This is a genomic window from Paraburkholderia edwinii (assembly GCF_019428685.1).
GTDB classification, from domain to species: domain Bacteria; phylum Pseudomonadota; class Gammaproteobacteria; order Burkholderiales; family Burkholderiaceae; genus Paraburkholderia; species Paraburkholderia edwinii.
This window is the reverse complement of the sequence record NZ_CP080096.1, coordinates 67685-84040: the sequence shown is the minus strand read 5'-3', so window position 1 is coordinate 84040 and position 16356 is coordinate 67685. Positions and strand designations below refer to the sequence as shown.

The following is a 16356-nucleotide window of genomic DNA, read 5'->3' as shown; positions in this document are numbered from 1 at the left end:
ATCTGATCGTCGAAAAACAACAGGTCCAAAAGGCCCAATCGGGGTTGCCCATGAAATGCAGTCAGGTCTCCGGCAGTCATTTGTTCGAGTCGGCGCGCGCGGGGCGCGGGTTCCGGCCGTTGCGCGCCATGTGCGCGGCGGCGGCGCTGGCCGTGGTAGCCGCCCTGGCCGGCTGCGGCAGCAGCGCACCGTTGTTTGCATCCGACGGTCGCCCGACCACGCTTGTCCAATGCACGAACGGCTCGGATTCCTGCGATCAGCAGGCGGCGGCCAGTTGCGACGGCGCTGGCTATGAGGTTGTGCGTCAAACGGTGGAAAGCGGTGTTCGTAATCTGCTGTATGCGTGCAAGCGCAAGTAAAGTCCAATACGCCAGTCGCGGGTGAAACGCGGACGGGATGCGACTTTCCGTTCGCGCGTATGCATTGCTCCAAATGGCTGAAACCTGTTTTGCATTTGCCGTTGTGCGATCATGGCTTCGTCCATTCTGAAACTGGCATTTCCCTTTCCTAACCAGTCAGCATAAATTTCCGGACTTTCGATTTAATTTCCGCGTGACGGTTAATTTAACGACGCCGGCACTCGTTCTTATTTCCTCCCATACGGCATTTTTACCGGCCTGCGGCCGTCGGACTGTCCGCTTCCGTGCGGCGGGCAACGGAAGCGTACAGATTGGCGTTCTATAGTCGTTTGCAGTCGTTCGCGGCGACGATGCATGGGAGATCGAGCCTGCGTGCCGTTTCATGCAATACCGGAAAGACGTTCGAAAAAAGAATAAACACGTGAAACGGTGCAGCTTGTTTTTCATGACACCGTTTGCGCAATAGACGAATGACCTGGACATACGGTCAATACGGTCAATACGGGGAACGCGATGAATCACGATCAAATCGAAAAGGACATTGAGCACCTTGAGCGAATAATTTCACGCATTTCGCCTAATGATGGCATTCCATTGTCCTATTGGCGAAATCGTATCAATTCGGTCTCGGGCGCGGTGCTGGTGCCGGCCCAGATGGACCGCGTCAAGAAGCTCAGCGAGGCTTTGAAGGCGCTCGAGGCGCGGGCGCGAAAGTCCTGAGCGCGGTCATAAAAGTCTTCTCTCAGGGCAATACGGGCTACCCGGCACTTTTTGTGTCTGGTACGGTCACACCTGCCGTACTCGACACTGAAAGGAGACGATGCTCGATGGCCACGTATAAGCAGTTGACTGCGCAACTCGAAAAACTTCATAAGGAAATGTCGCTTGCGCGCGATAAGGAAGTCGCGCAAGCCATTGACGATATCAAGGCGAAGATTGCCGAATACGGCATTACCGCCGAGGAACTCGGTTTTTCGAGCAAACGCCCGGTGGCGCGCAAACCGGCGCTTCCGCCCAAATACCGGAACCCGAAGACCGGCGAGACGTGGAGCGGCCGCGGCCGTGCCCCGGGCTGGCTGGCCGGGAAGAATCGTGACCGGTTCCTGATTGAAGAGTAAGACGGCACACGCGATGCATCGTTTCGGGCGGCGCCGGCGTTGCGCGGCGCCGCCCGTTCTATAGGAACGCCGGCGCACCGCAGCGCCATGCACTCCCGAATATCCTCACCTTTTCCGCTTGAAGCCGCCGCACCGGGCAACCGATGCGGCGTTTTCTTTTGCGCGACTCCTGAAAAACCTCACCTTTGCGCCGGCTGCCTTCCGCGACGCCCGATTCGTTGCCGAGACAATCATCTCAAATTTAAGAGTCGTCTTACGGACTCTTGGTCGCGACATTTTTAAGATTCTGTTCAACCTGATGACTGCTTCAGCGCTTCAACGGAAGCCTCCGATAACGAGGCGTGAGCGACGAGTCAATCAGGGGCGGTGCCGCCGGACGATAGGAACTGATGCGACACCGATCTCAACTTGCTTCGTTCAATTTTGTTGGAGTTGTCAAACATGAAACTGCGCCTTTCCACGCTCGTTCTGGTTGCTGGTGGTCTCTTCGGCATCGCATCGCTCAATGCTCGCGCCGCTGACGGCACGATCACGATCCAGGGTTCGGTATCGGATACGACATGTTCGATCAACGGCGCGGCGTCCGGTACGCCGGCCGACATTTCGGTCACGCTGCCGACGGTCCAGGCAGGCTCACTGGCTTCGGCGGGTGCGGTGGCCGGTACGTCCAACATGGGCGACATTCAGATGGTTCTGAGCGGCTGCTCTGGTGCGGCGACCAAGGCGATCGCCCGATTTGAGAATGGCTCGACCGTCGATCAGTCGTCCGGCTACCTGAAGAATATGGCCAGCGCGAACGGTGCACAGAACGTTCAGGTGCGCTTGCTCAATGCGAGCATGCAGCCGATCAATATCGTGACCGGCCAGAACAACGATATCGCGAGCAATGGCATGGCGATTACGGGTGGTTCTGCGGTGCTCAAGTATTTCGCGCAGTACTTCGCGACGGGTAAGGCTCAGGCGGGCAGTGTATCGACGTCGGTGCAATACACGATGCAATACCAGTAAATCGCGAGGTAAAGGGCGTCGCGTATGCGATGCCCTGGTGGCCCTTGTCGCGTTTGCAATCTTTGTTGAACTCCTTTGGAAAATAGACACATGAGATCTCTTCTCTCTACGTTCGCGCTCGTTTCAGCCGGTGTGCTCGGTGCAGTATCGATTAATGCTCAGGCCGCGGACGGTGCTCTTTCCATTCGAGGGGGCGTTGCGGATACGACCTGCCTGATCAACCGGGTTGCATCGCGCTCCCCGGCAGATATCGAAGCGACACCGCCGATGGTCCCGGCGGGTTCACTGGCCGCCTCCGGTGATGTGGCCGGCGCCTTGAAGATGGGCGATAGCCAGATGGTGCTGAGTGGATGCTCCGGTCTGGCAACCAAAGCCCTTGTCCGTCTCGAAAGCGGCCCGACGGTCGATCAGCCGAACAGCTATCTGAAGAACGTATTCCTCGGCAACGGCGCGAAGAATGTCGAAATCCGCTTGCTCAACGATCAGTTGCAGCCGATCGATATTCGAAGCAACACCAACAATGACATCGCTCAAAATGGCACGCCAATCGGTGATGGCTCAGCTATCCTGAATTACTTCGCGTAATACATTGCAATGGAAAAATTTGAGGCGTGTTCCATTACGTCTTCGGTCGAATCCACGATGCAACATCAGTAATACTGCGACAAAGGCGTTTGCTAACGCAAACGCCTTTTTAAACCACCTTTTTTGAGATGAGACCGGCCGAGGTGACTGCGATGAAATCCTTCGTTCAAACGGCGATCGCGGCAAGCTTTGCTGGAATGTGTCTGATCGGCGATGCGCACGCGAGTGTGACGATCGGTGGGACGCGCGTCATCTATCCGCTCGATCAGCGCGAGGTTACCGTCAAGCTTGAGAACGACAGCAAGAATCCATCGCTCGTGCAGGTATGGATGGACGATGGCAATGCGGATTCGAAACCTGGCGAAGCGAAAGTACCGTTTGTCATTACGCCGCCGATTTTCCGGATGGATCCGCGCAAGACGCAAATGCTACGCGTGATTTTCAGCGGCGACACGGCGCTGCCTCAGGATCGCGAGTCGGTCTATTGGCTGAACGTGCTTGATATCCCGCCGAAAGCCGACCAGAAAACCGACACGAACTCGCTGCAGTTTGCTTTTCGCACGCGTATCAAGGTGTTTGTGCGGCCGCCGAAATTGCCGGGCAGCCCGGACGAAGCGCCGCGTCAACTCGAATGGAAACTCGTGCCGGCGCCACAGGGAAAAGGTCAGGCGTTATCCGTATCGAATCCGACGCCCTACTTCGTTTCGTTTAGCGAGATCGACGTCGTGAATGGTTCGCAAACCTGGCGTAATGAAACAGGCGGCATGGTGCCGCCGCGCGGGACGGCGGTGATCGTGGTGCCGAAGATGGACGCGGCGCCCGCGTCCGCTACGGTTCGCTACACGGCTATCAACGACTACGGTGGCGCGTTGACGGGCGATGCGCAACTTCATCACTAGGCAAGATTTTTTCTTCGCGGCGAGGCGTTCGCCTTCGCCCGTTATCGATTCCTATCTTTTGTTAAGAGCGTCGCAGAGTTTTCTGCTCTGAATGCCTATCGCGCACGTAATCGGTGCGTGTCTTAAAAGTCATCTCATAAATAGGACTGGTCCTAGGTACTTCGCTATCTCAAAAAAATAACATCGATTTGAGCTTTTCGAGATAGCAGCTACCTGTTCGAAGTCCCCCGGATGATGATGACCTCCAGCCGTCGACAATCGCATGCAAACGTAAATATCGATGCAGTCGCATCGAGCCTGAAGCCGATCACGGCCGTTGTGTTGTCTGCCTTCGCGGTACTGGGCAGCGCCCATGCGGCAGACGTGCAGATGCCGTCCGATGCCGGGGTCACAAATAGCGCCAGCAGCGCGAACGCTGCGGTTTCATTCGATACGACATTCCTGCAAGCCGATTCGATGCAAAAGGTCGATGTCGCGCGCTTTGCACACAGCAATCTCGTGTCGCCGGGTGTGTATTCCGTGGACATCTGGGTCAACGACGCGCGGGTTGCACACGACGACGTGCGTTTTGTCCCGGCTGCAAACGGTGAAAGCGCGCGTCCCTGCTTTAGTCGCAAGATCTTGCAGGGATTCGGCGTCGACTTCGCAAAAGCCGCGGTGGACACCGGCGCCAAACACGGCGCCAATGATGACGCATTGGAAAGCAATGCTGACGAGTGCGTCGACCTCGGTGTCGCCGTGCCGGGAGCAACGGTCGAGTTTGACTTCTCTGAACAAAAGATCGTCGTGACTGTGCCGCAAAAATACCTGCGCAATTCGGCGCGCGGCTATGTGCCGCCCGAGATGTGGGAGCAGGGCGTCAACGCTGGCTTCGTGAGCTACAACGCGAATGCCTATCGGACGGATGGCCCCGGCGTGCATTCGACGCAAGAGTATCTGGGCCTGAACGCAGGCCTCAATCTCGGTGCATGGCATTTTCGTCACCAGTCGTCGGTGACGGCCACGACGGGTCAGACGACAACATTCGATAACGTCGCTACATACGTTCAGCGCGACATCGCCAAACTGCGCTCGCAAGTCACGCTCGGCGACGCTTATACGACGGGCGACGTTTTCGACAGCGTGTCGTTTCGCGGCGCGCAGATCGCCACCGACGACCGCATGCTGCCCGAGTCGCTGCGCGGCTACGCACCGGTTGTGCGCGGTACGGCCGAAACGAATGCGCGCGTGATGGTGCGCCAAAATGGTCAGGTAATCTATGAAACGACGGTTTCGCCTGGCGCGTTCGAAATCAACGACCTTTATGCCACCGGCTACGGCGGCAACCTCGACGTGACGGTAACCGAAGCCGATGGCCGCACGAAGAGCTTCACGGTGCCGTATGCATCGGTCGCGCAATCGCTGCGTCCGGGCACGACGCGTTTCGCATTCACGGCAGGCCAGTTGCGTAACGACTCATTGCAGACGAAGCCGAACTTTGCGCAGATCACGATGCAGCGTGGCATGACGAACATGCTGACGCTGTACGGTGGCGCGATCGTATCGAACGGATATCTTGCGGCAAACGCCGGTGCGGCCTTCAATACGAAATACGGTGCGTTTTCGGCGGACGTGACCGCATCGCAAACGCAAGTGCCGGGACAAAATGCGATGCACGGTGCGAGCCTGCGCATCGGCTATAGCAAGTTCATCGACTCGACCAACACGAACGTCACCGTGGCTGCGTATCGCTATTCGACGGCTGGCTATATGAGCTTTTCAGACGCGGCCACGTTGCGTGATGCAGCGCTGCATGGCGACGACACGAACTCGATGGATCGCGAACGCGGTCGCATGCAAGTGACGATCAACCAGAATCTGAAGGATCACGGCAGCGTGTTCTTTACGGCGTCGACGCAGCACTATTGGAATCGCGGCGGCAGCGATACGTTTTTCCAGGCGGGCTATTCGAACAGCTACAAATACGGTACGTACAGCATTACCGCGGGGCGTACGCGCAATTCGGACGGATCGATGTCGAACGAAATCATGTTGAGCACCACGATTCCGCTCGGGCACACGCAGCATGCGCCGATGCTGACAATGAATCTGTCGAAGAATGGCGATACCTCGAATCTGCAGGCGAACGTGAGCGGGACGGCAGGCGAGAACAACGAGCTGTCGTACAACGCGTACGGCACGTATGGGCAGAGCGCGGGATCGGGCAACGGCAACGCGGGCGTAAGCGGCGTGTATCGCGCGCCATATGCGCAAGTGACGGCGTCGGCAAGCGCGGGCGCGAATTCAGCGCAAGTCTCTGCGGGCGTGAGCGGTTCGATCGTCGCTCATCCGGGTGGCGTGACGTTCTCGCAAACGGTCGGCGATACGTTCGGTATCGTGGAAGCGAAGGGCGCGGAAGGCGCGCGCGTGACGAGCGCGCAAGGGGCGAAAGTGAACCGTAGCGGTTACGCGGTCGTGCCGTATCTGACGCCGTATGCAATGAACACGGTCGATATCGATACCAAGGGTACGTCGACGGATGTCGAATTCGAATCGACGTCGGAGCATGCGGTGCCGCGCGCCGGGTCGGTTGTGATGTTGAAGTACAAGACCGTGACGGGGCGCGCCGCGCTGATTCAGGCGCCGCGATTGGGCGGCGAGGCGCTGCCGTTTGGCGCGGAGGTGGTGGATCAGAACGGGCGCAACGTCGGCGTGGTGGCGCAGGATAGCCGGATTTTTGCGCGTGGGTTGGAGGATAAGGGCGCGTTGGTGGTGAAGTGGGGCGATGTGGTGGAGCAGCAGTGCCGGGTGGATTATGAGTTGCCGAAGCTGAGTGGGAAGGCGGAGGCGGCCTATTTGTCAGTACAGGGGCATTGCGTAAGTCTCAAGTAGATTTCGCTGCGGTGAATCACGAGGACGGTGAAAGGCAAAGGTGGGGACGGAATGACGTAGAGGGGGATACAAAGGTGCGCAATTTTGCGCTTCTCGCGGGGTGCCGAGGCGTGACAAATCTGGCGAAATGGCAGGGTGAAATGTTTCGTTTGAAAATGCTGGTGCAGATCGTTCGAACTACCTCGTTTTTGCTTCTTTCCCAATCCGCTTGCGCGAACATTGTTTGCGAAGTCGCCTCTGTCAATAAGGTGCTAAATGCGGGTACGGTCTCGGTCGCCGTGAATGCTGCTGCTGGATCAACGGTTCTGTTGCTCGCACCTGATCCGTTCCAGCTCACGTGCAGCTTTCCTGATAGTGGCAGTGTTCGCGACACTTCCGCAATTCTATATTCGGACTTCAAGACGACAGCACCACTGGCCGCGGGCTTTACTGACGTGTATCAAACTGAAATCGCAGGGGTCGGCACGCGCTATACATTCAATTCGCCGCAATGCAATGCCGTGAATATAGTTTTGGCTAACAACTCCGTGCGCATTAACTGTCCATTCAGTGGGCCGCTGGGTGGACCGATTCAGGCTGCGAATGTTTCGGTAACGGTTGCTTTTGTCGTAACAGGTGTGATTGCTTCGGGTGCGTCTAACTTTTCAAAGGCTCCTGCGGTGACCATCGGGTTCGCGACGTCGGATGGCGGGACGGGATACTGGAATAAGTCCCCGCTGTATACCGGCAGCGCGTCTGGAGTATTCACGCATGCGACGTGTTCTGTTTCCGAAGCTCAAGTTGCAGTCATACTGCCGACTGCCGATACGGGTGCATTTAGGTCGGGAACCGGTGCAGTCGCGGCGCCTCAGCCGTTCACGCTGTCGTTTTCCTGCAATACGGGTGCGAAAGTGCTGATAACGCTGACAGACAGCGTCAATCCCTCTAATCGAACCACGACGCTTCAGACAACCGCAGACTCAACGGCCAAAGGGATCGGCGTGCAGATCCTGAATTCCGCCGGGGCACCGCTCTCTTTTGGCCCTGATTCTGCTGCTCCCGGCAACTTGAATCAATGGACTGTCGGAGATTCCCCCAGCGGCACACTCAAGGTACCGCTGACAGCTCGCTATGTCCGAACAGGCGTAGTCTCGGCGGGCACCGTTAAAGCATTGGCCACATTTACCATGTCTTATCAGTAATCATGCCGCGCAGTGACGGCGAAATCCGATGAGGTAGTTTCGACGGGTTTATCGCGTTTTGCGCAGCACGTGTATCATCCGTTCCGGCGCTTTCTGCTAGCCCTCACTAATTGACTTCGTCCGATGTCCCTCTCCGAACTCCGCCGCCGCCGCACCTTCGCGGTCATTTCCCACCCTGACGCGGGCAAAACCACGCTTACCGAGAAGCTGCTGCTTTTTTCGGGCGCTATCCAGATCGCCGGCACCGTGAAGGGCCGCAAAAGTAATCGCTACGCGACATCCGACTGGATGGAAATCGAAAAGCAGCGCGGCATTTCGGTCGCGAGCTCAGTGATGCAGTTCGAGTACGGCGACGCGGTGATCAACCTGCTCGACACGCCGGGCCACGAAGACTTCTCGGAAGACACGTACCGTGTGCTGACGGCGGTCGACGCCGCCGTGATGGTGATCGACGGCGCGAACGGCGTCGAAGCGCAAACGCTCAAGCTGCTCGAAGTGTGCCGCAGCCGCAAAACGCCGATCGTCACGTTCATCAACAAGCTCGACCGCGAAGTGCGCGAGCCGCTCGAACTGCTCGACGAAATCGAACAGCACCTCGGCGTCGCCGCGGTGCCGTTCACGTGGCCGATCGGCATGGGCAAGGACTTCCAGGGCGTCTACGACATCCAGCGTGACCAGGTCCGCGTTTTCCGCGCAGGACAAGACACGCTAGGCGGCGACGTCGAAACACTGCAGGCCATCAGCCATGAAGACGGCGAACGCCGTTTCGGCTACGCCTGGACCAAAGCCAAGGACGAAGTCGATCTGATCACCGGCGCTACCCCGACGTTCGATCGCGACGAATTCCTCGCTGGCCAGCAATCGCCCGTGCTGTTCGGCTCGGCGATCAACAACTTCGGCGTGAAGGAAATTCTCGACGCGCTGGTCGACCTCGCGCCGCCGCCGTCGATGCGCATGACCGTGCAACGCCCGGTTCAACCCGACGAACCCAAGTTCACCGGCGTCGTGTTCAAGGTCCAGGCGAATATGGACCTCGCGCATCGCGACCGCGTCGCGTTCATTCGCGTGTGCTCGGGCCGCTTCGAACGCGGAATGGCCTTGAAGGTCACGCGTTCGAACAAGACGTTCCGCGCGAACAACGTCGTTACGTTTCTGTCGCAGCGACGCGAGACGGTTAGCGAAGCGTACGCCGGCGATATCATCGGCATTCCGAATCACGGCACATTAAGCCTCGGCGATACGTTGACCGAAGGCGAAGACCTCCAGTTCGTTGGCCTGCCTTTCTTCGCGCCGGAAATTTTCCAGACCGTCGAAGTGGTCGATCCGATGCGTGCCAAACAACTGGGCGAAGCATTGAAGCAGCTCGGCGAAGAAGGTGCGATACAGGTTTTCAAGCCTGTCGTCGGCGGCTTGATGGTGCTCGGCGCGGTCGGTCAACTGCAGTTTGAAGTCGTGTCACACCGGCTTTCGACTGAATATAAGGTCGACGTGCGCATGATGTCGGCGCGCTACAAGATGTCGCGCTGGGTCACGTGCGACGACGCAGGCGAATTGCGACGCTTTCTCGATTCGTACTCGGCGCGCATCGCGCTCGACGCATCGAATGCGCCGACCTATCTCGCCTCGCACATCTCCGAGATCGAGGTCGCGCAAAAGGCCTGGCCCAAGATCGTATTCAACGAATTGCGTGAGCGCTCGGGCGCGCCATTCACGAAGGCGATCTGATCCGATCCGATCGCGAGCACTCGCCGCAGGCCGATTTGCGCTCCCTCCCGCGCTCGGCCTGCAAAAAACCCCGCCGCGCCGCAACTTCGCCTATCCTGACAAAACACGCGCGGCCTGCCCCAATGGTTGCTACCCGCGCACCCTCCATCTGAAGATACTCAATCAGGTACTCGAGGAGCGTCCGTGACCGTCCGCAATCTCGATGCACTATTCCGCCCGAAATCCGTCGCCGTTATCGGCGCGTCGCACCGTCCCGGCAGTGTTGGCGCGATGGTCTGGAAGCGCCTGACCGAAGGCGGTTTCACCGGGCCCATCTGGGCAGTCAATCCGAAGTACGACATCCTCGACGGCCACGCGACCGTCGGCGACGTGGGCGATCTGCCCGAGCCGCCCACCGTGGCAATCATTTGCACACGGCCCGCCACGTGGCCCGCGATCGTCCACAACCTCGGCGGCCACGGCACACGCGCGGTGGTCATCGTCGGCGAAACGCGCAGCGATGAGGACCGCATGCATCTGCGGCACGCACTTTCGGCCGCGCGCCCGCATCTGCTGCGTATCCTCGGCCCCGGCAGCCTCGGCATCATCACTCCCGCGCTGCACGCGCATCTCGGCGCGCCGGCATGCACCGTGAAAGCGGGCGGCGTCGCCTGGGTCTCGCAATCGAACGCGCTGACCAACGCGGTGCTCGGCTGGGCCGACGCGCGCGGCCTCGGCTTCTCACACGCCGTCGCGCTCGGCGATGAAGCCGATGTCGATGCGGGTGACGTGCTCGACTATCTCGCAAGCGACGCTGCGACGCGCGCGATCCTGCTCGAAGTCGATACGATTCACGCCGCGCGCAAATTCATGTCGGCCGCGCGCGCCGCCGCGCGCAATAAGCCCGTGCTTGCGCTGCGTTCGGGCCGCGACGATCCGACCGATGCGCTCTACACCGCAGCGTTTCGCCGCGCCGGCATGGTGCGCGTCGATTCGCTCGACGATCTGCTCGACGAAATCGAAACGCTCGGTCTCGGCCGCGTGGCGGCCGGCTCATCGGCAACGCTGATCACAAGCGACCGTGGCCTCGCCACACTGTCGCGCGATGCATTTCGCGCGGCCGGCGACACGCTCGCTCCCTGCTCGCAGCAAAACACCGCCGCCATTCGCGACGCGCTACCGCTCGCCACCGCCGGCAATCCTCTGCTACTCGGCGCCACCGCACTACCGGAACACTTCGGCACCGCGCTCAAAGTGCTAGCCGATCAACGCGACACCGGAACCGCATTCGTTGTGCACGCATCGACCCACAGCGCGCCCGCGGAAGAGGTCGCTCAGGTCCTGATCGCGCATCAGCGCTACGCGTATCGCGGCCTGCTCGCATGCTTCTTTGGCGGCATTTCGCTCGCCACGCGCGATGCGCTGCACGCGCACGGCATCCCCGTGCATTCGACGCCTCAGCGTCTTGCACGCGCTTTCGCCCGTCTCGTCGACTATCGCCTGGGCCGCGAATTGCTGATGCAGACGCCGGAGGGCCAGCCCGCACGCGTATCCGCAGCGGTCGATGCCGCCCAGGCGCAAGCATGCGCGGCGCTCAAGGCGGGTATCACGGAACTCGACGGCGACGCGGCCGCGCAACTGCTCGCGCATTTCGGGCTTATCGCCTTGTCGCCGCAACAGCACGCTGAACCTGCAGTCGTCGATATCAAGGTCGAGTTGCGCGATGACGAAAACTTCGGCCCGGTGTTTCGCTTCTCCGCGCCGTCGGAAGACGGCATTGCGCCGCCGCTGCGTCTTTACGGACTGCCGCCGTTAAACCCGATCCTGTCGCGCGACGTCGTCGCAAAGTCCGCGTACGCGCGATACACGGATCCCGAGTCGATACTCGCCGCATTGACGTCGGTATCGCAGGTGGTTTGCGATATCCGCGAGATCGTCGGCCTGTCGCTCGCATTGCGGGTGATGCACGATCGCGTGGCCGTGGTCGACCCGCACATCCGTCTGTCGCAAACCCGCAGCCGCTTCGCGATCGTGCCGTATCCGCGCCGCTACGAAGAGACCTTCGACTGGCACGGCGAAAAGCTGACCGTGCGCCCGATCCGCCCCGAAGACGAAACGGCGCATCGCGACATGATCGACGCGATGACGCCCGACGATCTGCGTCTGCGATTCTTCGGCGCCGTGCGCGGCTTCGATCATTCGCAACTCGCGCGGATGACGCAAATCGACTACGACCGCGAAATGGCGCTGATCGCCACGGTGCCGACGGCCGACGGTTCGACGCGCACGCTCGGCGTCGTGCGCGCGGTCTCGGACCCCGATAACGAAACCGCGGAATTCGCCGTCGCCGTTCGTTCCGATCAGAAAGGCCGCGGTCTGGGCCGCCTGCTGACGCAACGGATCATCGCGTATGCGAAAACGCGCGGCACACATTGGCTCGTCGGCGAAGTGCTGCGCGAGAACAGCGCGATGCTCGGCCTCGCAAAATCATGCGGCTTCACGGTCACGCATACCGACGATCCTGCCGTGATGGCTTTCAGAATGCCGCTCACCGACAACGACAAGAACGCGTAAAGCCCCTCGCGGCATACTTGCGTCGCGCTTGCATTACGCACCTCCCCTTGCAAAAAGCCTGCAATTTGCAGCGTTCGACGATTTCCGCTCTACTTTCCTTGCCAGATTTTTTTCGCAGCGCTGTAACCGGAATGTTCCGCGGGACGAACTAAGAGAATGATCGCGGAATCTTCGTGAAGGCCGCGCTGTGGCAATCATGGCAATCCGGCACTAACAGGAGCGGCGCGAGCAATTGTCGATGAATCGAGGCAATGAGGGCACTGAGGCGCCTCACGCACACCCGGTGGAAGAACGGCTGCGAACGCTTTTTATCCGTTCGCTCGACGGCGACTCCGCCGCCTATCACGTGTTTCTGCAAGAGCTTGCGAAACACGTGCGGGCGCTGCTGCGCAAACGCCTGCCGAATCTGCGCGACGATGTCGAAGACATCCTGCAGGAAGTCCTGCTCGCGATCCACAAGGGGCGTCATACGTACCGGCGCGACGAACCGTTGACCGCATGGGTGCACGCAATCCTGCGCTACAAGCTCGCCGATTTCCTGCGCGCCCGCGCGAGGCACGAGGCGCTCAACGATCCGCTCGACGATGTGCCGCATCTGTTTGGCGAATCCGGTATCGAGCCCGCCGAAGTCAGGCGCGATCTCGGCAAGCTGCTCGATTTGCTGCCCGACCGGCAGAGGTTGCCGATTCTTCATGTGAAAGTCGAAGGCCGGTCCGTGGAGGAGACAGCACGTGCGACCGGCCTGTCCGAACCCGCTGTGAAAGTCGGCGTGCACCGCGGCCTGAAAGCGTTGGCATTGAAAATACGTGGTGGAAAGACATGAATACCGAGAACCTGATTGCAGTTCTGGCTGCGGATGCCGTACCGGTCGGCCGCCATATCGTCGAACGGCGCATGTTTTCCGCGCTTTCAATTGCCGCATGCGGCGCGCTTGTGTTGCTGCTGCTCAGTTACGGCGTACGGGCCGATCTCGCGTGGCTCGTCTCGACGCCGGTCTTCTGGGCCAAGGTCGCGTTCGCGCTGGCGATGGCCGGCGCCGCGCTCGTCGCCACCGTGCGGCTGTCGCGGCCCGGCGTTGCAGTCGGACGCGCGTGGGCGGGGCTCGCCGCGCCGGCTGCCATCGTGGTCATCGTCGCGTTGACGGTCTTGTGGTTCGCGCCGCATGACGCGCGCGCGGCGCTCGTGATGGGCCACACGTGGCGAACCTGCTCGCTGAATATCGCTGCGCTCTCCGTGCCGGGCCTCGTTGCGATTCTCGCGGTCGTGCGCAGCCTCGCGCCGACGCGCTTGCGGCTGTCGGGTGCGGCCGCGGGGCTGCTGGCCGGCGCGATCGGCACGGCCGCGTACTGTCTGCGATGCCCGGAAACGAGCGTACCGTTCTGGGCAACGTGGTACCTGCTCGGAATCGCGATACCGACGCTGGCCGGCGCTTTGCTGGGGAATAAAGTGCTGCGGTGGTGAACGCTTCGATGCTGGCCGCGAGATTGGCTTCGAGTTTGGGTTAATCGCGCGCCAGCAATACCCGCAGCTTGCTGCGCGCCCGTGAAAGACGCGACATGACGGTGCCCATCGGCAGATTCAACGCTTCGGCAACCTGCGCGTAACTCATTTCCTCGAGGCCGACGAGCAGCACAATCTCGCGCTGCTCGGCCGGCAATTGCTGTAACGCGCTGGCGAGATCGCGTACTTCGAGACTGGCCGCATGATGCCCATCGACCATGAACTGCTCGTCGATGATGCTCGCGTCGTCCACGGCGATATGCACTCTTGCATTCGCGGCCCGGACGACATCGTTGACAAAGATGTTATGCATGATCGTCATGAGCCACGCACGCAGATCCGTATCGGGACGAAACTGCGATGCGTTGCGCAAGGCGCGCTCGAGCGTATCCTGCACGAGATCGTCCGCGCGGTCGCGGTTGACGAGGAGCGCGCGCGCATAGCGGCGCAGCCTCGGCACGTGGCTGAGCATTTCGTCGCAGATGTCCGGTGCGCTCATGCGAGTTTCGGGCGCAGCCATTTCCCGATATAGCTATCCAGCGCAAACGGACCGGCGCCGCCGATGATGAGCGTCGCAAGACACGCGAGATACAGCAGATCGGTTTCGTAGCCGGGCGGACCAAATTGCGGGCCGGCGGCCGTCACGGCCATCAGCTTGATCGACGTGAAGCCGAACTGCACATGCACGGTGAACGTGGCGACGGCGAGCACGACGACCATCGGTATGCTGACAAGCGGAACGAATGCGCCGAGTAGAATCGCAAGCCCGCCTAACAGCTCAATGACGATCGTCGCCCATGCCATGAAGTGCGGCGCGGGGACGTGAAGCGCCTGAAGAATATTCGCGAAGACCTCGGGATGTTTAGCGATCTTCGCGACGCCATGCGCCATAAACCCGTAACCCACAATAAAACGCAGCGGCAACGGAGCCCAATGCGCGCACTTCGCTCTATCCGATAGAAACGAACCGACTAGCTCGGTCAATGGCCGACTGTTTTGCATGCTCAATAACCTCTTCCGTGATGGTGAATGAACCGGTGTCAGCAGTGTGTGGATCGACACTGCCTTTGAGTTATTTCGTTCGGAACACGGACGCGGTTACAGCGCTTTGGTAAAAGACACGAGCAAGGCATGGCGGCATGCGTGTGCGCGGAGCTTCGGTCACGCGAAGCCGCCAGGCTTGAGTGTCGATGCGCGGCTTTCAGGAGCCGAAGAAGATATTGCAGTAGCTGACGGGGCCGGTGCAGCTGTTTGCATTGTTGGCGTTCGCGCCGGAAGGCGGCAGCGAAGCGCAGGCGCTGACTGCGAAAACGGCGACGGCGGCAAGCAGAAGGCCTTTCGAGCGGCGTGCTGCGCCAAGCATGGCGCGCGGTCCGCGGCGAGACGATGCGCCGCGCACGGCCTGCCTTTCGCGGGGAGAGTGATCGTGCTGCATGCCGGTCACCTCAGTGCGCGACCGACGTGTTGGCATCGGCGGTCGAATGACCATCCTGCTGCCCGTTCTTTGCGAGAGCCTTCTGCTTCAGATAAGCAACCGTGTTCTGATACACCGGGCTCACGTCGGGATACGAAGCATCGGTCACGAAATCGAGACCATTCTGTTTCGCCTGCACGAGTTCCTGATAGACCTCGGCGCGTGTTTTCTGCTGCGCAAATACGTTGGCTGAACTGAATGCTGCAAGTGCCATGGCGAACATCGCGAACATTTTCATTTCCGTCTCCTTGACGAGTTGTGCGGTTTGCAATCGGGTAAACATGACCCGTCACGGAGATATTCCTGACAGCGTGAAAAAGTTCGTTCGTAAGGACGCCAATGACATAGCGCACGCGAAATTTTCAAATTCGCGTGCGCGCAGGGGAATAAGTTTGAGGTTGAGGCGGTTAACCGTTTTTACGCGAGCTCATGCGAACTCGAGGTGAGCTCAATGTGAGCTCAGGCGAGCTTTGTCGCAGCCTCTTCGATCTGCGTACGCGAGACCGCGAGTTCTTCAAGCCATGCATCCGCGTAGACGGTGCCCGTCTCGCGTTCGAGCCGCGCGATCGTCGCTGCGCAACGCGCGGCGTCTTTCGGAGTTGCGATAAACGGCTTCACCGATTGCCCACTCGTGAACGCGTCGAATAGCGGTACACGGATTTCGTCGGGCAAATTGCGCGTCCATTGATAAGGCTTGCCATTGAACGTCAGCGTCGGCGGCAGCGCGCGTTCCTTTTTTGCGGCTGGAATCAGCCCATAGGAACGGGCTGCTTCGCCGATCTGCTCAGGAGAGAACAGCTCGTCGGGCGTGATCTCGAACTGGCCGATATACGTTTCGATGGCCTGCATGGCGGCCGTGCGATCGTCGCGCTTTTGCTGCGCACGCGCGACGATGTCGCGCAGCTCGTCGGCTTCTTCGCTGGTGATCGTGAAGCTTGCCTGCTTCTGTTGAAGTTCGGTGAAGCGTTGGAATTCGTGGTCGGACAGCAGTTTGGCCATTGCGTATGGAAGCGTATCGAAGCGGATTGAAAAGCGCGCGCTCGTGCATGCGTGCATCTGTACATGCCGAAGTGCGGCGGGTTC

Annotated in this window: 16 protein-coding genes; 12 read left to right on the top strand and 4 right to left on the bottom strand. The window is 60.0% G+C overall.

The annotated features are described in order from the left end of the window. The first annotated feature begins 128 nt into the window (after positions 1 to 128). The 12 genes from KZJ38_RS22275 to KZJ38_RS22220 all read left to right on the top strand — a co-directional run bounded on the left by KZJ38_RS22275 (position 129) and on the right by KZJ38_RS22220 (position 13760). Positions 129 to 359 (top strand): hypothetical protein, encoded by a 231-nt coding sequence (locus KZJ38_RS22275; RefSeq protein ID WP_219803560.1) that lies wholly within the window; start codon positions 129 to 131, stop codon positions 357 to 359. A gap of 513 nt (positions 360 to 872) precedes the next feature. Continuing rightward, positions 873 to 1079, top strand: a complete 207-nt coding sequence (locus tag KZJ38_RS22270) for a hypothetical protein (RefSeq protein ID WP_219801877.1) — start codon at positions 873 to 875, stop codon at positions 1077 to 1079. A 107-nt stretch (positions 1080 to 1186) separates the two neighbouring features. Then, positions 1187 to 1477: an H-NS histone family protein gene (locus KZJ38_RS22265; protein ID WP_219801876.1), complete on the top strand. Its 291-nt coding sequence runs from the start codon at positions 1187 to 1189 to the stop codon at positions 1475 to 1477. A gap of 441 nt (positions 1478 to 1918) precedes the next feature. Further along, positions 1919 to 2485, top strand: coding sequence for a fimbrial protein (locus KZJ38_RS22260; protein WP_219801875.1), 567 nt, complete (start codon positions 1919 to 1921; stop codon positions 2483 to 2485). Positions 2486 to 2575: 90 nt separating this feature from the next. Beyond that, on the top strand, positions 2576 to 3070 hold the full coding sequence (locus tag KZJ38_RS22255) for a fimbrial protein (protein ID WP_246641945.1): 495 nt from the start codon (positions 2576 to 2578) through the stop codon (positions 3068 to 3070). Between the two features lie 152 nt (positions 3071 to 3222). After that, complete coding sequence (locus tag KZJ38_RS22250) at positions 3223 to 3969, top strand: fimbrial biogenesis chaperone (RefSeq protein ID WP_219801874.1); 747 nt, start codon at positions 3223 to 3225, stop codon at positions 3967 to 3969. 231 nt (positions 3970 to 4200) lie between these two features. After that, positions 4201 to 6840 carry a fimbria/pilus outer membrane usher protein gene (locus KZJ38_RS22245; protein ID WP_343223873.1) on the top strand — a complete coding sequence of 880 codons (2640 nt, stop codon included), beginning with the start codon at positions 4201 to 4203 and terminating at the stop codon, positions 6838 to 6840. Between the two features lie 110 nt (positions 6841 to 6950). Further along, positions 6951 to 8021 carry a fimbrial protein gene (locus tag KZJ38_RS22240; RefSeq protein WP_219801873.1) on the top strand — a complete coding sequence of 357 codons (1071 nt, stop codon included), beginning with the start codon at positions 6951 to 6953 and terminating at the stop codon, positions 8019 to 8021. Positions 8022 to 8144: 123 nt separating this feature from the next. Further along, positions 8145 to 9746, top strand: a complete 1602-nt coding sequence (locus tag KZJ38_RS22235) for a peptide chain release factor 3 (RefSeq protein ID WP_219801872.1) — start codon at positions 8145 to 8147, stop codon at positions 9744 to 9746. A 183-nt stretch (positions 9747 to 9929) separates the two neighbouring features. After that, complete coding sequence (locus KZJ38_RS22230) at positions 9930 to 12299, top strand: GNAT family N-acetyltransferase (protein WP_219801871.1); 2370 nt, start codon at positions 9930 to 9932, stop codon at positions 12297 to 12299. 238 nt (positions 12300 to 12537) lie between these two features. Further along, positions 12538 to 13122 carry a sigma-70 family RNA polymerase sigma factor gene (locus KZJ38_RS22225; RefSeq protein WP_219801870.1) on the top strand — a complete coding sequence of 195 codons (585 nt, stop codon included), beginning with the start codon at positions 12538 to 12540 and terminating at the stop codon, positions 13120 to 13122. Then, complete coding sequence (locus KZJ38_RS22220) at positions 13119 to 13760, top strand: DUF1109 domain-containing protein (RefSeq protein WP_219801869.1); 642 nt, start codon at positions 13119 to 13121, stop codon at positions 13758 to 13760. The genes KZJ38_RS22225 and KZJ38_RS22220 overlap by 4 nt, the downstream gene beginning before the upstream one ends. 40 nt (positions 13761 to 13800) lie before the next feature. Here KZJ38_RS22220 and KZJ38_RS22215 read toward each other — a convergent pair whose 3' ends face one another. The 4 genes from KZJ38_RS22215 to KZJ38_RS22200 all read right to left on the bottom strand — a co-directional run bounded on the left by KZJ38_RS22215 (position 13801) and on the right by KZJ38_RS22200 (position 16272). Next, positions 13801 to 14298 carry an RNA polymerase sigma factor gene (locus tag KZJ38_RS22215; RefSeq protein ID WP_219801868.1) on the bottom strand — a complete coding sequence of 166 codons (498 nt, stop codon included), beginning with the start codon at positions 14296 to 14298 and terminating at the stop codon, positions 13801 to 13803. Continuing rightward, positions 14295 to 14801: a DoxX family protein gene (locus tag KZJ38_RS22210; RefSeq protein ID WP_219801867.1), complete on the bottom strand. Its 507-nt coding sequence runs from the start codon at positions 14799 to 14801 to the stop codon at positions 14295 to 14297. Before KZJ38_RS22210 ends, KZJ38_RS22215 begins: the two co-directional genes overlap by 4 nt. A gap of 443 nt (positions 14802 to 15244) precedes the next feature. Then, a complete protein-coding gene (locus tag KZJ38_RS22205; protein ID WP_219801866.1) occupies positions 15245 to 15511 on the bottom strand; it encodes a DUF4148 domain-containing protein in 267 nt (88 codons plus the stop codon). Positions 15512 to 15732: 221 nt separating this feature from the next. Continuing rightward, positions 15733 to 16272, bottom strand: coding sequence for a hypothetical protein (locus KZJ38_RS22200; RefSeq protein WP_219803558.1), 540 nt, complete (start codon positions 16270 to 16272; stop codon positions 15733 to 15735). Positions 16273 to 16356 lie beyond the last annotated feature (84 nt).

Excerpts from the sequence above, each read along its gene's own strand:
- KZJ38_RS22220 (WP_219801869.1), top strand. The coding sequence starts at position 13,119 with ATGAATACCGAGAACCTGATTGCAGTTCTGGCTGCGGATGCCGTACCG.
- KZJ38_RS22275 (WP_219803560.1), top strand. The coding sequence starts at position 129 with ATGTGCGCGGCGGCGGCGCTGGCCGTGGTAGCCGCCCTGGCCGGCTGC.
- KZJ38_RS22210 (WP_219801867.1), bottom strand. The coding sequence starts at position 14,801 with ATGCAAAACAGTCGGCCATTGACCGAGCTAGTCGGTTCGTTTCTATCG.
- KZJ38_RS22250 (WP_219801874.1), top strand. The coding sequence starts at position 3,223 with ATGAAATCCTTCGTTCAAACGGCGATCGCGGCAAGCTTTGCTGGAATG.
- KZJ38_RS22200 (WP_219803558.1), bottom strand. The coding sequence starts at position 16,272 with ATGGCCAAACTGCTGTCCGACCACGAATTCCAACGCTTCACCGAACTT.
- KZJ38_RS22245 (WP_343223873.1), top strand. The coding sequence starts at position 4,201 with ATGATGATGACCTCCAGCCGTCGACAATCGCATGCAAACGTAAATATC.
- KZJ38_RS22205 (WP_219801866.1), bottom strand. The coding sequence starts at position 15,511 with ATGAAAATGTTCGCGATGTTCGCCATGGCACTTGCAGCATTCAGTTCA.
- KZJ38_RS22235 (WP_219801872.1), top strand. The coding sequence starts at position 8,145 with ATGTCCCTCTCCGAACTCCGCCGCCGCCGCACCTTCGCGGTCATTTCC.
- KZJ38_RS22265 (WP_219801876.1), top strand. The coding sequence starts at position 1,187 with ATGGCCACGTATAAGCAGTTGACTGCGCAACTCGAAAAACTTCATAAG.
- KZJ38_RS22255 (WP_246641945.1), top strand. The coding sequence starts at position 2,576 with ATGAGATCTCTTCTCTCTACGTTCGCGCTCGTTTCAGCCGGTGTGCTC.
- KZJ38_RS22215 (WP_219801868.1), bottom strand. The coding sequence starts at position 14,298 with ATGAGCGCACCGGACATCTGCGACGAAATGCTCAGCCACGTGCCGAGG.
- KZJ38_RS22225 (WP_219801870.1), top strand. The coding sequence starts at position 12,538 with ATGAATCGAGGCAATGAGGGCACTGAGGCGCCTCACGCACACCCGGTG.
- KZJ38_RS22270 (WP_219801877.1), top strand. The coding sequence starts at position 873 with ATGAATCACGATCAAATCGAAAAGGACATTGAGCACCTTGAGCGAATA.
- KZJ38_RS22260 (WP_219801875.1), top strand. The coding sequence starts at position 1,919 with ATGAAACTGCGCCTTTCCACGCTCGTTCTGGTTGCTGGTGGTCTCTTC.